A 15,250-nucleotide genomic window follows, 5' to 3' on the forward strand; every position below is an offset into this window, starting at 1 on the left:
CACTGTGCCGCCTGCCGCGTCACGAACCCGCCGTCCTGCCGTCATCGCCCACCGCGGCGGCGGACGCGAGGTTCCCGAGAACACCTGGAGCGCCGTCGAGCACGTGGCCGCGCTCGGGCTGGAGTGGATGGAGACCGATCTGCGGCTGACCGCCGACGGCGTCGTCGTGCTCAGCCACGACGAGGACCTGCGGCGTACCGCGAACGACCCCCGCACCGTGGGGGAGGTCATGTGGGCCGAGCTGGCCGACCTCGACTCCGGCGACGGGCGCGGCTTCGTCCGGCTCGACGACGCCCTGTACGCCCAGCCGGCGATGAAGTTCAACATCGACCTCAAGGACTCCTGCGTCGTCCAGGCGGCCCTGCAGACGGTGCGCGACGCCCAGGCCCTCGACCGAGTCCGGTTCGCCTCCTTCTCCGCCCGCCGGCTGGCCGTGCTGCGCCGCCAGGAGCCACGGGCCATGACCTCACTGGGCGTCAGTGACGTGCTCGGCCTCATGCTGCGCAGCGAGGCGGCCGTCCCCCTGCCCCAGACCCGCTGGGGCTGGACCCGCGGCAGGGTCGACGCCGTCCAGGTGCCGGAGAGCTACCACGGCGTTCCGGTGGTCACCCGCCGCTTCGTCGCCTCCGCGCACACCGCGGGCCTGGAGGTCCACGTCTGGACGGTGGACGACCCCGAGCGGATGCGCTACCTGGCCGACCTCAACGTGGACGCCATCATGACCGACGTCCCCAGCCTCGCCCTCAAGACCCTGGGGTGACGCTGGGCGAGGCGAGTCGCACCGCTGAGCAGCGGTGTACGGAATCTTGCCCACCTCTATCCTCGGTACTACCATAATGTCGTGAGGTTCGAGTTCAGCGATTCTGCGGACAAGCATGGCGTTCCCCGCTCCGATGCGGAGTACGCCGTCATGCATCACGTCGATTACGAGATCCTCCAACCCCGCCGTGCAGGTGAGCAGTCATTCATGTTCGTCGGTCTGCCCCACCCGCAGGCACTGCGTTACCTCGAAGTCGGCGTCGCCGTTGACGGTCGTGGTCGACGCACCATCTTCCATGTCATGGAGGTCACTGATCTCTACCGTCACCTTGTTCCACCCGCCGACCACTGACCGACCAGATAGAGCCGCTATGTCTCCTGATTCCACACGCGCCCCTTTCACTGATGCTGAGCAGGCCTACTACAACCAGCTCGACGAGGACGTCACCGCAGGCCGTATCCCCGCCGTCGGACGCGGAACCCGCCGCGACGGCTCACGCATCAGCGACACCGACCTCGACGCCATCCTCCGTGGCCGCCCAGGCCTCGGACAGTCCCACGCCACCGGCCGCGGACGCTCCCCGCGCCGCCAGGTCCGCCTACCCGAGCACACCAACGCGGCTCTTGACGCCTACATCGAGAAGCACGGCACTACCGCCAGTGCCGTCATTCGCGATGCCGTTGAGGCTTATCTTTCCCATGAGAACACGCCAGCCGCATGATGACCGGTCTGAGCCATGGACACACTGTTGCCCCGTTGTCATGCCTCGAATACATGAGCAAGCCCCCGTCGCGGGTGGCGACGGGGGCTCGGAGGTGGTGCCCCGGACAGGATTCGAACCTGCGACCTTCTGCTCCGGAGGCAGACGCTCTATCCACTGAGCTACCGGGGCCCGAGGCGTGACTGTACCAGCGTCCCGGTCCCGGAGCGAAACCGGCGCGAGACATGCGACATGTCCCACGATGCCCGGCAGCCGCCGGGCTCGCTCGTGATCCGGCCCGCCCGTTGACGGTACGCTGACGCGCGTGACTCCAGAAGAGCTTGCCGCAGCCATCCGCACCGTCCTGGAGGAGGCCTCCGCCGAGGGCTCCCTCGCCCTGCCCGCCGCAGAGATTCCCGACCCCCGCGTCGAGCGCCCCCGCAACCGCGACCACGGTGACTGGTCCACCAATGTGGCCATGCAGCTGGCCAAGAAGGCCGGCACCAAGCCGCGCGATCTCGCCGAGCTCCTCGTCCCGCGTCTTGAGGCCCTCGACGGCATCGCCTCCGTGGAGGTCGCCGGCCCCGGCTTCCTCAACATCCGCCTCGACGCCGCCAGCGCCGGCGAGCTCGCCCGCTCCATCGTCGAGGCCGGTGAGGCCTACGGCCGCAACGACTCCCTGAGCGGCCAGCACATCAACCTCGAGTACGTCTCGGCCAACCCCACCGGGCCGGTCCACCTGGGTGGCGCCCGCTGGGCCGCCGTCGGCGACTCCCTGGCCCGAATCCTGTCCGCTTGCGGCGCCCAGGTCACCCGGGAGTACTACTTCAACGACCACGGCACCCAGATCGACCGCTTCGCCCGTTCCCTGCTGGCCTCCGCGCGCGGTCAGGAGACCCCCGAGGACGGCTATGGCGGCGCCTACATCAGCGAGATCGCCCAGCAGGTGACCGCCGACGAGCTCGCCGCCGGCCGCCCCGACCCGGCCACCCTGCCCGACGCCGAGGCCACCGAGGTCTTCCGCTCCCGCGGCGTCGACCTCATGTTCGCCGCCGTCAAGGCCGAGCTGCACGCCTTCCGCTCCGACTTCGACGTCTTCTTCCACGAGGACTCCCTGCACACCTCCGGCGCCGTCGAGCGTGCCATCGCCCGGCTGCGCGAGCGCGGTGTCATTGAGGAGCGCGACGGCGCCACCTGGCTGCGCACCACCGACTTCGGGGACGACAAGGACCGCGTCCTCATCAAGTCTGACGGCAACGCCGCCTACTTCGCCGCCGACCTCGCCTACTACCTGGACAAGCGCGAGCGCGGCGCCGACTGCGCTATCTACCTGCTCGGGGCCGACCACCACGGCTACATCGGCCGGATGATGGCCATGTGCGCGGCCTTCGGGGACACTCCCGGCACCAACATGCAGATCCTCATCGGCCAGCTCGTCAACCTCGTGCGCAACGGCGTCCCGGTGCGCATGTCCAAGCGCGCCGGCACCATCGTCACCCTGGAGGACCTGGTCGACGCCGTCGGCGTGGACGCAGCCCGCTACGCCCTGGCCCGCTCCTCGATGGACTCCATGATCGACATCGACCTGGACCTGTTGACCTCCTCCACCTCCGACAACCCCGTCTACTACGTCCAGTACGCCCACGCCCGCACCCGCAACGTGGCCCGCAACGCCGCCGAGCACGGCGTGAGCCGCGACCCGAACGAGGCGCCCTTCGAGCCCGGCGCCCTGGACGATCCGGCCGACACCGCCCTGCTGGGGGTCCTGGCCCAGTTCCCCGCCACCGTGGCCCAGGCCGCGCAGCTGCGCGAGCAGCACCGCGTGGCCCGCTACCTCGAGCAGCTCGCCGCCGCCTACCACGCCTGGTACGGCGCCACCCGCGTCACCCCCCGTGGGGACGACGCCGTGGACTCCGGGCACGTCGCCCGCCTGTGGCTCAACGACGCCGTCGGGCAGGTCCTGGCCAACGGGCTCGACCTGCTGGGTGTGAGCGCCCCCGAGAGGATGTGAGAGTCGATGACTGACCAGATTCCCGCCGGAGAGCCGCCCCTGGGGTCGCTGGCCTGCCCCGAGCCCGAGGACCGTCCCGACCTGTGGCCCACCACGGCACGGCGCACGGACGACGGCGAGCTCGTCCTAGGCGGACTGACCGTCTCCGAGATCCTCGCCGAGGCCCCCAGCCCCGTCTTCGTCCTGGACGAGGCCGACCTGCGCGGGCGCGCCGCCTCCTGGGCCGCCGCCATGCATGAGGAGTTCTGGCCCAGCTACGGCATGGCCGGGGGAGAGGCCTTCTACGCCGGGAAGGCCTTCCTGACCACCAAGGTCGCCCAGTGGGTCCTCGAGGAGGGCATGGGCATCGACACCGCCAGCCGCGGCGAGCTCGCCGTATCCCTCGCCGCCCTGCAGGAGGTGGACGGTGAGGAGGCCACCACGGACGCCACCCGTCTGGGCCTGCACGGCAACGGCAAGACGCAGGCCGAGATCGCCGTCGCCCTCACCCACCACGTGGGTCACCTCGTCCTCGACTCCCTCGAGGAGGTCGAGCTCGCCGTCCGCGCCGTGCGCGAGCTGCGCGCCAGCAGCGTCTACGGGCCCGAGGAGACCGGCAAGGTCATGGTGCGCCTGACCACCGGCGTGCACGCCGGTGGCCACGAGTACATCTCCACCGGCCACGAGGACCAGAAGTTCGGCCTCTCCGTCCACGGAGGCGCTGCCCGTCAGGCCATCGACGCGATCATCGCCGCCCCCGAGCTCGAGCTGCACGGGCTGCACTCCCACATCGGCTCCCAGATCCTGGACCTGGCCGGCTTCCGGGAGGCCGTCGGCATCGTCCTCACCCTGCGCCACGAGGTCGCTGTCGACACCGGGCACCTGTGCCCGGAGGTCGACCTGGGCGGTGGCTACGGCATCGCCTACACCGGGGCCGACCCGGTGCCGCCCAGCCCGGCGCAGGTCGCCCGCACCCTGGCCGAGGCCGTGCGCGAGACCTGCGAGCGTCTTGGAGACGAGGTCCCCACCGTCTCCATCGAGCCCGGCCGCGCAGTCGCCGGCCCGACGACGGTCACCCTCTACACCGTCACCGGCCTCAAGCGCGTCGAGCTGGGGGAGGGGGCCTCGCGCCTCTACGTCAGCATTGACGGCGGCATGAGCGACAACATCCGCCCCGCCCTCTACGAGGCCGCCTACACGACCCTGATCGCCAACCGCCGCCCCGACCCGCAGGCCGGGCTGGTGCGCAGCCGGGTGGTGGGCAAGCACTGCGAGTCCGGCGACGTCGTCGTGCGCGACGTGGACCTGCCCGCCGACCTGGCCGTCGGTGACGTGCTGGCCGTACCCGCCACCGGCGCCTACGGGCGCTCCATGGCCTCCAACTACAACCTCTTCACCCGCCCCGGCGTGCGCTGGGTGCGTGAGGGTGAGTCGGGCTGGGTCCTGCGACCCGAGACCATCGAGGACCTTGTACGCCTGGAGGGCTGAGGTCTCCTATCGGTCGCTCGCTGAAGCGCCGTCGTGCCAGGAACAATTCCTGCAACGACGGCGCTTCTGTATATGTTCTGATAAAACGATGAGGTGATCCTGAGGGCGACAACAATCTTAAAGATTGCTGGGTGTAGCCGCTTCAAAGGTGGGGTGGATGTCGATTGTTTTGGAGGGCTGACACAACTGAAGCGTGGCTTGCCTGATAGGGGAGACACAGGGGTGGCATGGCTCGACGACAGATTCCTTGTAGGAAACCTACAATGTGGCAGGCTGATGATTGTCAGAATAGGCAGATTCGGATGTGACGAGACTGTGACGTCGCGCGTGTTTTGAGTGTTCCCTGTTCCCAATCAGTCGGTTTGTGACACAGTGGTCTTGGTCATCACGGGGCGGCCTTTCCCTCTCCTGAACAGACGGTGGGAACGTTCGGTGATGTTTCACAAGGCAGACCCTTGTCATCTATGCCAGGAATCCGGAGAACCCATGAACACAATGTCCACGGGCGCCGCCTCTCGGCCGGCCCTCACGCGAGGGGCGGTGAGGGGGGCCGCCGCCATCCTCACTCTCTTCCTTGTCGCGATCTTGTCTCAGTTCGCCCCTCAGGCGAGCGCTGAGCAGAACAAGAGCGTCAACGTCACCAACCTGTCTCTGACACGGGTGGACGGCAACAACGTTGAGCAGGACGGACAGCTCAACACCTACGACCTCGCCCGTCTCAGCTTCGACTGGAGCGGCGTCGACGCCAACCTCAAGAGCGGCGACTCCTTCACGATCGGTCTGGGTGAGTACTTCACCAACCTGCAGAACAACGAGACCCACCCCATGACCGTCGAGTACGGCGGCAAGGATGTCGAGGTCGGTACCTGCACCCTGACCGTCAAGGACGTCACCTGCACCTTCAACTCCAAGGTTGACGAGCTCAAGGCCGCCGGCTTCCACAACTTCAAGGGTTCCGGCTCCGCCCTGGTGTCCGTCGCCAAGGCCACCGACGTGCAGTCCGTTGACTTCACCGTCAACGGCGTCACCACGACCGTCACCCTGCCCGGTGGCGGCGGCATCGGCGGCCCCAAGGAGAGCGACTGGGAGCTCACCAAGTGGGCCTCCAGCTTCTACAACAACTACAAGGAGCTGACCTGGGGTGTGAACTTCGGGACCAACCAGACCACTGGTGGCAAGCTCGGCAAGACCTTCGACGGCTCCCGCCAGAGCATCGTCTTCACCGATACCCTCGGTGGCGGCATGACCTTCAACCAGGCCGACGCCACCCGCACGGTCCTCAACCTGCGTCCTGCTGACGGCAAGTCCATCCCGCTGACCAACGCCGCCGGCCAGGACTCCACCACCCAGTACGGTGACTACGACGTCAAGGCCACTTACTCCGAGGACGGCCGCACCGCCACCTACGAGGTGACCGGTCCGTTCCAGAACGGCACCAACTTCACCCTGGAGTACCCCGTCTCCTTCGTGGACGCCAACGGCAAGGCCGTCGCCGCCTCCCGAGGCACCTCCTACGAGAACACCGTGAACCTCAACGGTACGGACCTGACCAGCACCCAGAAGCAGTCCTACGTCCAGTACTTCGACATCTCGGTCCAGATGGAGCCCGGCTTCGGCAGCTTCAACGTGACCAAGGTCGTCGAGGGCGATGCTGCCGCGAAGGCCGCCGGCTCCAGCTTCGTCGTCGACGTCGCCTACGAGCTGCCGGCCGCTGCCAGCTCCTACCCGGACTGGAAGGCTCCCGAGGGCCAGAAGGCCACCGGCGAGGGCCGCACCGGAACCTCCTCCGTCACGGTCAAGCCCGGTGAGCCGGTCACCTTCGACGGCACCTTCCCCGTGGGCACCAAGGTCACGCTCACCGAGGACACCTCCAAGGCCCAGCCCGCCGCCTCCGGCTTCAGCTGGGGCGAGCCGGTCTTCACCATCGACGGCCAGAAGACCAACACCTTCACCATCCGCGACCAGGAGATCGTCAATGTCTCTCTGACCAACACGACGACGACCACCTCGACGCCGCCGACGACCACGCAGACCCCGCCCACGGTGACCACTCCGCCGGCGACCCCGCCGACCACCACGCAGGCCCCGCCCACGGTGGACAACCCGCCGGCGACCCCGCCGACCACCACGCAGCAGCCGCCGAGCACCCCGGGTGCTCCGGTGCCGCCCACCTCCACCCCGAAGACACCGAACGGTGGCACCCCGCCGCTGGCGCACACCGGTGCTAACGCCGTTGCGCTCGTGCTGCTCGCCGGCGCCGGCCTGGGTGGCGGTGCCCTGCTGGTGGCTCGTCGCCGCAACGCCTCCTGAACGCGGGTGACCGCTTCTCGAGCCTGAACGCTCTGTCAGCAGAGCCCATCCAGTGGCCCCTCTCCGGTTCAGCCGGGGCGGGGCCACTGGCCGTCTGCGCCCTGGGGTCCCGCCCCGACGGTCCGGCTCGGTGGATCTGCCGAAAGCAGGAGAGCCCCATTCGATCGTCTCGGCCGTGGGGAGGAGGAGGCCGCCCCGCCAATCATTCTCTCGAGGGGCGCTTATCGCGTGGCTGTTTTCTAGCCTGAAGGCATGAGCGCAACAACCTCCTCCTCTTCGTCCTCACTGACCTCCTTCCTCTCCTCCCTGGAGCAGCCGCCTCCGGCCTGGGGGTACTCCGACAGCGCGGCCGCCCCGGTATCCCTGGGACTGGGGCGGGTGATCGGCCGACTGCTCAAGCAGATCATCTGGCGTCGCTGAGAACTCCGCCCCGTCTGCGCGCAGCCTCAGGCCAGCGCCGGAGGCACCCCTGCCGGCCTCATCGCACTGGGGATCACAGAGCCGGTCGTGTGTCCACAGGCGGACATGCAAGCGCTCCACGGCCGATGCCCCTTATGCTGGCCCGCAGTGATGGCCAGCGCCGGTGGGCGGTCGGTTGACCGTGCCAGCCGATCGGCCCCATCGCATGACGCAGTCGAAGTGCCCACGCGCGGCACGCAACACAGCACACACAGCAAGGTGGTCATCCCGTGGCTCAGGACCTCTCACCCGCCCAGCGCACACTGACCGTCGGCGTCCTCGGCGCCGGGACCGTCGGCAGCCAGGTCATTCGCCTCCTCACCGAGCAGGCCGACGACTTCGCCGCCCGCTCCGGCGCACGTCTTGAGATCACGGGCGTCGCCGTCCGCGACGTCAACGCGCCGCGTGACTTCGCCGTCCCCCAGGACCTCCTCACCGATGACGCCACCGCCGTCGCCACCGGCAACGACCTGGTCATTGAGCTCATCGGCGGGATCGAGCCGGCCAGTACCCTCATCCTGGCCGCCTTCAAGGCCGGGGCCAGCGTCATCACCGGCAACAAGGCCCTCATCGCGGCCCACGGCCCCGAGCTCTACACCGCCGCCGCGGCCGCAGGCACCGACTTCTACTACGAGGCCGCTGTCGCCGGCGCCATCCCTGTGGTCTACGCGCTGCGCGAGTCCATGGCCGGTGACCGCGTCACCAGCGTGCTCGGTATCGTCAACGGCACCACTAACTACATCCTCGACGAGATGAGCACCAAGGGACTCTCCTTCGAGACCGCCCTGGCCACCGCCCAGGAGCTCGGCTACGCCGAGGCCGACCCCACCGCCGACGTCGACGGCCTGGACGCCGCCGCCAAGGCCGCCATCATCGCCTCCCTCGCCTTCCACACCCGCGTGGGCCTCGACGACGTCTCCGTCGAGGGCATCCGCGAGGTCACCGCCGACGACATCCGCGAGGCCCACGCCTCGGGCTGCGAGCTCAAGCTCCTCGCCATCGCCCAGCGCCGCGACGACGAGCACGCGCAAGGCGTCTCCGTGCGCGTCCACCCCGCCCTGGTCCCCAACGACCACCCGCTGGCCAGCGTTCACGGCGCCTACAACGCCGTCCTCGTCGAGGCCGAGAGCGCCGGGCGCCTTATGTTCTACGGTCAGGGAGCGGGAGGAGCCCCGACCGCCTCAGCGGTCCTGTCCGACGTCGTCGCAGCCGCCGCCCACCGGGTCCACGGCGGCCAGGCCCCCCGCGAGTCCTCCTACGCGAGCCTGCGGGTCCTCGGCCCCGAGGCCGCCGTCACCCGCTACCAGATCCAGCTGCGCTCAGACGACGCCGTCGGCTCCCTGGCCGCGATGGCCTCCGTCTTCGCCGAGAACGAGGTCTCCATCAACTCGGTGCGTCAGAGCGCCTACGTCACCTCCGACGGCAGCCACGATCAGGCCGTCGTCACCTTCGTGACCCACCCTGCCCCCGTCTTCCACCTCGACGCCGCCGTCGAGGGCCTGCGGGACTCCGACCGGGTCGCCGAGGTCGTCTCCATCCAACGCGTCGAGGGCGAGTGACATGCGCATCGTCTACGAGCGCGCGGCTGTCCGAGTCCCGGCCACGACGGCGAACATGGGGCCGGGCTTCGACTCCTTCGGCATGGCCTTCCGCTACTACGACGAGGTCTCGGTGCGGCCGATCACCGGCACCACCCGCGTCATCGTCGAGGGCGTGGGTGCCGAGACGGTCCCCACCGATGATGACAACCTCGTCGTGCAGGCGCTGCGAGCCGGTCTGGACGCCGTCGGCGCCCCACAGGCCGGCTTCGAGATGCGCTGCGTCAACCGGATCCCCCACGGCGGGGGCATGGGCTCGTCCGCCAGTGCCGCCGTGGCCGGACTCATGCTGGCGCGCGGCCTCATCGCCGAGCCCGAGGCCCTCAGCGATGACCGGATCTTCGCCCTGGCCACCGACTTCGAGGGCCACCCCGACAACGTCGCGCCCGCCGTGTTCGGAGGCGCCACTGTCGCCTGGGTCGAGCGCGGGGGACGCCCGCGCATGGCGCCCATGCCCCTGGACGCCTCCCTCGGGGTGAGCCTGCTCATCCCGCCGGCGACGACGCGCCTGTCCACCAAGGAGGCCCGTCAGGTCCTGCCGGTCTCCGTGCCGCGCGAGGACGCCCTGTTCAACACCTCCCGGGCCGCCGTGCTCATGCTGGCGCTCGCCGGACGTCCCGACCTGCTCATGGCCGGAACCGAGGACCGCCTCCACCAGGAATACCGGCGCGGAGTCCTGCCCGCCTCGATGGCCGTCATGGACTCGCTGCGCGAGCAGGGCTACCCGGCCGTCATCTCCGGCGCCGGTCCCACGGTGCTGGTCCTGTCCACCCTGGCCGACCAGACCCGCTTCGCCCTGGAGAACCACGGCTGGAGCGTACTCAGCCCCGGAATCGACACCCGTGGGGCGGTCCTGACCTCCTGATCTGAGCGGGTGGCTTCTTCATCCGCCTCCCTGATCGCGGGCGTCCTCGGACTCGAGGACGCCCGCGATCCGCGTCCGTCTCGAATCCCCGGTGAGGCGGCAGAGCCCTGCTTCCACGTGGGACGTGCACCACATCTGGGTAGTTGAGAAATAAACTATGGGCTTCTCCAGTTCTCTCAGTACACAAGAAATCATTGAAATCCAGTGTTGAGAATAGGGAGGACGTCCGATGCAGTTTGGAATCTTCACAGTTGGAGACATCACGACTGATCCGGCTACTGGCAAGGCTCCCAGTGAGCATCAGCGCATCAAGAACACAGTCGAGATGGCGGTCCTGGCCGAGCAGGCGGGTTTGGACTTCTTCGCTACCGGGGAGCACCACAACCCACCCTTCGCGCCGTCGTCACCCACGACCCTGCTGGCCAACATCGCCGCCCGCACGGACAAGCTTCTCCTGAGCACTGCGACCACCCTCATCACGACCAATGACCCGGTGCGTCTGGCCGAGGAGTACGCCTACCTCCAGCACCTCTCCGACGGGCGCGTCGACCTCATGATGGGGCGTGGCAACACCGGGCCGGTCTACCCCTGGTTCGGCAAGGACATCCGCAAGGGCATCTCGCTCGCGGTGGAGAACTACGACCTGCTGCGCCGCCTGTGGCGCGAGACCAATGTGGACTGGGAGGGTGAGTTCCGCACCGCGCTGCAGGACTTCACCTCCATGCCCCGCCCGCTCGACGGCGTCCCGCCCTTCGTGTGGCACGCCTCCATCCGCTCGCCCCAGATCGCCGAGCAGGCCGCTTACTACGGAGACGGATACCTCCATAACAACATCTTCTGGCCCATCGACCACGTCAAGAAGATGGTCGACCTCTACCGAGAGCGCTTCGCCTTCTATGGTCATGGCCGGCCCGAGCAGGCGATCGTGGGCTTGGGTGGACAGATCTTCGCTGCCAGGAGTGAGGCCGAGGCCATCGAGCGATACACCCCCTACTTCCGCAACACCTACGTCTACCAGGGGGCGTCGCTGGAAGAGATGACACAGCACACGCCTCTCGCGGTCGGCACGCCTGAGCAGATCGTGGAGAAGTACCTGACCTACCGGGACGCGATCGGCGACTACCAGCGTCAGGCCTTCAACCTGGACCTGGGCGGCGTCCCGCACAAGGAGATCATGAAGCAGATCGAGTACCTGGGTTCCGAGATCGTTCCGGCGCTGCGCGCCGAGCTGGAGTCCACCAGGCCCGAGGGGGTTCCCGACGCGCCGCTCCACCCGCGCCACCGGGCCCTGCTGGAGGGGGCCGAGCCGCCGGCTGAGGAGCCCTTCTCCTTGTCCAACGAGTTCGACCCGCTCACGGGCCGGAAGGTGAGGATCTGAGATGGCATGGGAAACCCGTGACACGACGAGTGACAGGCAGGAGATGGATGACATGACCGCTGATACGACCGCGCCCGTCGCCCCTTCCGGGGGCACCCAGTCCCTGGCCGGATCGCCGACCTATGACGCCTACGCCAATACCCAGATGGGGCGTTTGAGCCGGATCGTGGCTCTGCACGCCGGGGTCTCGGAGCCCTCGACCTCCCAGATGCTCGCCGAGCGGCTGGCTGAGTCGACCCGCAAGGCCCTGGAGTCCGACTCCCGCCTGGCCAGCATCGAGGTCATCGGGCTCAGGCCCCTGGTCAAGGACATCGCCCTGGCCAGTGTGGGTGGGCCGGTGTCCGCCGACCTGCAGAAGGTGATCGATGCCCTGTCCACCGCCGACGGCGTCATCCTGGTCAGCCCGGTCTTTCAGGCCTCCTACTCCGGACTGTTCAAGTCCGCCATGGATGTGCTGCCGACCGGCACGCTTGAGGGCGTCCCCGTCCTGCTGGGGGCGACGGCCGGCACTGCGCGGCACAGTCTTGTGACCGAGATGGCGCTGCGGCCGCTGGTGGTCTACATGAAGGCCCTTCCGACGCAGACCGCCGTCTTCGCGGCCAGTGAGGACTTCGGTGCGGCCTGGCAGAGGCCATCATCCTCGGAGAGGCCCGAGTCGCCCTTGAGCGAGCGCGTGGCCCGGGCGGGACGGGAGCTGGCCACGCTCATGGAGCGCTTCCCGCGCCAGGCACCGGTTGACCCGTTGGCCGACTTCGCGCCCATGGAGACGCTTCTCGCAGGTCGTTGAGGTCGTGAGCCTGGGAGCTTGAAGGGCAAGAGTCGACTGGGTTGTGTCCGAGTCGATCATTCCGGTGGGGCTGATCGTGCGTACGGTCGGCCCCGCCGGCGTCACGGCGACGGCGAGAAGTGTCATGGATGGAATATGGATGGAATAACGGCTGCATCCCCGGCGTTGCTCGCCAGTGTTCCGTTAGGTGCTGCTTCTCCGGGCTGCTATGATGACGCTGTCGGCCGCACGGATCGCACCACGCCGCTGACCGTACCAGCCCCGGACCTGAGGCTCAGGTCTCAGCAGAAGCCGGCAGTGCATGACCCACCCCCGTGAATGATTCCGGGGAAGTCTCCCCAGTTGAACGTTTCCTTTGTCGGAGCGTTATCACACCGTTAGGACACTCGTGACCGAGACCTCCAGCGCCCAGCCCTCGCTTTCCACCATGCGTCTGGCCGAGCTTCAGTCGCTCGCCGGCTCCATGGGCCTCAAGGGCACCTCCCGTATGCGTAAGAGTGAGCTCGTCGCCGCCATCCGTGAGGCGCGCGGCTCCTCCGCCTCCACTCCCGACTCCCACAGCACGTCGAAGAGCTCGCCCGATGCCGGGGCGACCAACGCCGCTGACTCCTCCTCCGCCTCAGCGGCCAGTGAGCCCGCACCGGAGCAGCCCCCGGCCGCGGCCTCCGGGCGCTCCCGCCGTCGTCGCGCCACCGCGGCCTCCGGGGCCCCCGAGGAGCGCCAGTCCGCGCCGGCCCTCGACCTGGGCCTCGATCTGGCGGCTCGCTCCGGCTCCTCCAGCAGCGACTCGGACAGCGGCTCCGGCCGTGACGAGGAGCGCCCCGCACGCAGCCGGTGGCGCGAGCGCGCCGAGCGCTCCGAGACCACTGAGAGCGATGACCGTGACTCCTATGGCCGCTCGGAGCGCGGCGAGCGCTCCTCGCGCGACCAGTTCCGCCGCGGCCGCCGGCGCGCCCAGGCCTCCGCCGGCGCCCCCGAGAACCAGGAGCGCGCCTCGCGCGAGCCCCGTACCGACTCACCCGAGGACCACGCCGATGCCAAGGCCGCCCTCATGCGGGACCTGGCCGACGCCACCGGGACCTCCGTCGTCGAGCCCCAGGAGCGTTCGCGCCGGGGCCGTGACGGCAATGACGAGTCCGACGGCTACGACGAGGAGCGCGGTGGGCGCCGTCGTCGGGGCCGCAAGCGCGGACGCGACCGCTTCGACCGTGATGACCGTGACTCCGGCCGTGAGGGCCGGGACGGATCCGCCGGGCGCGGCAACCGCAACCAGCCGCGTGAGGACGAGGTCCTCCTGCCGGTCGCCGGCATCCTGGACGTCACCGACAACCAGCACGCCTACCTGCGCACCTCCGGGTACCTGCCCGGCCCCAAGGACGTCTACGTCTCCAACCAGCTCATCAAGGACAACGGGCTGCGTGCCGGCGACGCCGTGACCGGCTGGGTCCGCGAGGGCGGAGAGTCCTCCACGCCCCACCAGGGCGGGCGCAACAACCGCCGTCAGAACCAGGCCGGCCGGGTCAAGTACAACCCCATGGTCAGCGTCGAGACCGTCAACGGCATGGACGCCGAGCGCTCCAAGCGCCGCCCCGAGTTCGCCAAGCTCACCCCCCTCTACCCCCAGGAGCAGCTGCGCCTGGAGACCACGCCCAAGGCCGTCACCCCACGGATCATCGACCTGGTCTCGCCCATCGGCAAGGGGCAGCGCGGGCTCATCGTCTCCCCGCCCAAGGCGGGTAAGACGATCGTCCTGCAGCAGATCGCCAACGCCATCAGCGTCAACAACCCCGAGGCCCACCTCATGGTCGTGCTCGTCGACGAGCGCCCCGAGGAGGTGACCGACATGCAGCGCACGGTCAAGGGCGAGGTCATCGCCTCCACCTTCGACCGCCCCGCCTCCGACCACACGATCGTGGCCGAGCTGGCCATCGAGCGCGCCAAGCGCCTCGTGGAGCTGGGCCAGGACGTCGTCGTGCTGCTGGACTCCATCACGCGGCTCGGGCGCGCCTACAACCTGGCGGCCCCGGCCAGCGGCCGGATCCTCTCCGGTGGTGTGGACGCCTCCGCCCTCTACCCGCCCAAGCGCTTCTTCGGGGCGGCCCGCAACGTGGAGAATGGCGGCAGCCTGACTATCCTGGCCACGGCCCTGGTGGAGACCGGCTCCAAGATGGATGAGGTCATCTTCGAGGAGTTCAAGGGGACCGGAAACATGGAGCTGCGGCTGTCGCGCCAGCTCGCCGACAAGCGCATCTTCCCGGCCGTGGACGTGGCGGCCTCCGGCACTCGCCGCGAGGAGCTGCTCATCGACCCCGCCCAGCTCAAGATCATGTGGCGCCTGCGTCGCCTCTTCGCCGGGCTGGAGCAGCAGCAGGCCATCGAGCTGGTGCTCTCCAAGCTCAAGGACACCCAGTCCAACGCCGAGTTCCTCATGGTGCTGTCCAAGACCACCCCGGCCGGCACGTCCTTGGCCGACGGCGAGGACGAGTAACGCAACCGGCCAGGTGCCCGGTCTCACGCGGTAAAGCCGTTGCATGGGCCGGCGGCCGGTGGCATAGTCTGCTGCTGGCCTCCGGTTCACCCTCGCTCCCGCGTGGGACCCGGGACCCTCTGACGCTTAAGGAGAAACCTATGAAGCAGGGCATCCACCCCGACTACGTGGCCACCACGGTCACGTGCACCTGTGGCAACACCTTCGAGACCCGTTCCACCGTCACCTCCGGTGAGATCCGCGTGGACGTGTGCTCGGCCTGCCACCCGTTCTACACCGGCAAGCAGAAGATCCTCGACACCGGTGGCCGCGTCGCCCGCTTCGAGGCCCGGTACGGCAAGCGCAGCAAGTAGCCGCGTCTCACGACGCCGGCGGCCGGCTCCCAGAGTCGCCGTCGGCGTCGTTTGCATATCGCACGAGTGCCGCT

General features: G+C 68.8%; 13 protein-coding genes and 1 tRNA gene. 13 read left to right on the forward strand and 1 reads right to left on the reverse strand.

Translation table 11 applies throughout. The features are described 5' to 3' along the window. The first annotated feature begins 4 nt into the window (after positions 1 to 4). From HMPREF3165_RS03775 to HMPREF3165_RS03780, 3 genes are all read left to right on the forward strand, one after another. Positions 5 to 760 (forward strand): glycerophosphodiester phosphodiesterase family protein, encoded by a 756-nt coding sequence (locus HMPREF3165_RS03775; RefSeq protein ID WP_070510935.1) that lies wholly within the window; start codon positions 5 to 7, stop codon positions 758 to 760. Positions 761 to 841: 81 nt separating this feature from the next. Next, a complete protein-coding gene (locus tag HMPREF3165_RS12725; protein ID WP_020991713.1) occupies positions 842 to 1,111 on the forward strand; it encodes a hypothetical protein in 270 nt (89 codons plus the stop codon). Positions 1,112 to 1,130: 19 nt separating this feature from the next. After that, the gene (locus tag HMPREF3165_RS03780; RefSeq protein WP_020991712.1) at positions 1,131 to 1,481 is read left to right on the forward strand and encodes a ribbon-helix-helix domain-containing protein; all 351 of its coding nucleotides are present in this window, start codon (positions 1,131 to 1,133) and stop codon (positions 1,479 to 1,481) included. A 95-nt stretch (positions 1,482 to 1,576) separates the two neighbouring features. Here HMPREF3165_RS03780 and HMPREF3165_RS03785 read toward each other — a convergent pair. Continuing rightward, positions 1,577 to 1,652, reverse strand: a tRNA-Arg gene (locus HMPREF3165_RS03785). A 133-nt stretch (positions 1,653 to 1,785) separates the two neighbouring features. On the opposite strand from HMPREF3165_RS03785, the gene argS reads away from it, so the two are divergent. From argS to rpmE, 10 genes are all read left to right on the forward strand, one after another. Further along, positions 1,786 to 3,471: an arginine--tRNA ligase gene (argS, locus tag HMPREF3165_RS03790; RefSeq protein ID WP_003786839.1), complete on the forward strand. Its 1,686-nt coding sequence runs from the start codon at positions 1,786 to 1,788 to the stop codon at positions 3,469 to 3,471. Positions 3,472 to 3,477: 6 nt separating this feature from the next. Next, entirely contained in the window at positions 3,478 to 4,938 is a 1,461-nt protein-coding gene (gene lysA / locus HMPREF3165_RS03795) for a diaminopimelate decarboxylase (protein WP_003786835.1), read from the forward strand. A gap of 486 nt (positions 4,939 to 5,424) precedes the next feature. After that, positions 5,425 to 7,248, forward strand: coding sequence for a DUF7926 domain-containing protein (locus tag HMPREF3165_RS03800; protein ID WP_070510937.1), 1,824 nt, complete (start codon positions 5,425 to 5,427; stop codon positions 7,246 to 7,248). 252 nt (positions 7,249 to 7,500) lie between these two features. Continuing rightward, a complete protein-coding gene (locus HMPREF3165_RS13415; protein ID WP_003786832.1) occupies positions 7,501 to 7,668 on the forward strand; it encodes a hypothetical protein in 168 nt (55 codons plus the stop codon). Between the two features lie 269 nt (positions 7,669 to 7,937). Continuing rightward, positions 7,938 to 9,266, forward strand: a complete 1,329-nt coding sequence (locus tag HMPREF3165_RS03805; protein ID WP_070510939.1) for a homoserine dehydrogenase — start codon at positions 7,938 to 7,940, stop codon at positions 9,264 to 9,266. A gap of 1 nt (position 9,267) precedes the next feature. Beyond that, positions 9,268 to 10,170 (forward strand): homoserine kinase, encoded by a 903-nt coding sequence (gene thrB / locus HMPREF3165_RS03810; RefSeq protein ID WP_020991711.1) that lies wholly within the window; start codon positions 9,268 to 9,270, stop codon positions 10,168 to 10,170. Positions 10,171 to 10,399: 229 nt separating this feature from the next. Continuing rightward, positions 10,400 to 11,548, forward strand: a complete 1,149-nt coding sequence (locus HMPREF3165_RS03815) for a CE1758 family FMN-dependent luciferase-like monooxygenase (protein WP_070510941.1) — start codon at positions 10,400 to 10,402, stop codon at positions 11,546 to 11,548. 1 nt (position 11,549) lies between these two features. Beyond that, entirely contained in the window at positions 11,550 to 12,335 is a 786-nt protein-coding gene (locus tag HMPREF3165_RS03820) for a CE1759 family FMN reductase (RefSeq protein ID WP_083303184.1), read from the forward strand. Between the two features lie 388 nt (positions 12,336 to 12,723). Further along, entirely contained in the window at positions 12,724 to 14,823 is a 2,100-nt protein-coding gene (rho, locus tag HMPREF3165_RS03825) for a transcription termination factor Rho (RefSeq protein ID WP_070510943.1), read from the forward strand. Positions 14,824 to 14,963: 140 nt separating this feature from the next. Then, a complete protein-coding gene (gene rpmE / locus HMPREF3165_RS03830; protein ID WP_003782958.1) occupies positions 14,964 to 15,176 on the forward strand; it encodes a 50S ribosomal protein L31 in 213 nt (70 codons plus the stop codon). The last annotated feature ends 74 nt before the right edge of the window (positions 15,177 to 15,250 follow it).

Origin of the sequence: Actinomyces sp. HMSC08A09, assembly GCF_001807465.1 — a bacterium.
Classification (GTDB): domain Bacteria; phylum Actinomycetota; class Actinomycetes; order Actinomycetales; family Actinomycetaceae; genus Actinomyces; species Actinomyces oris.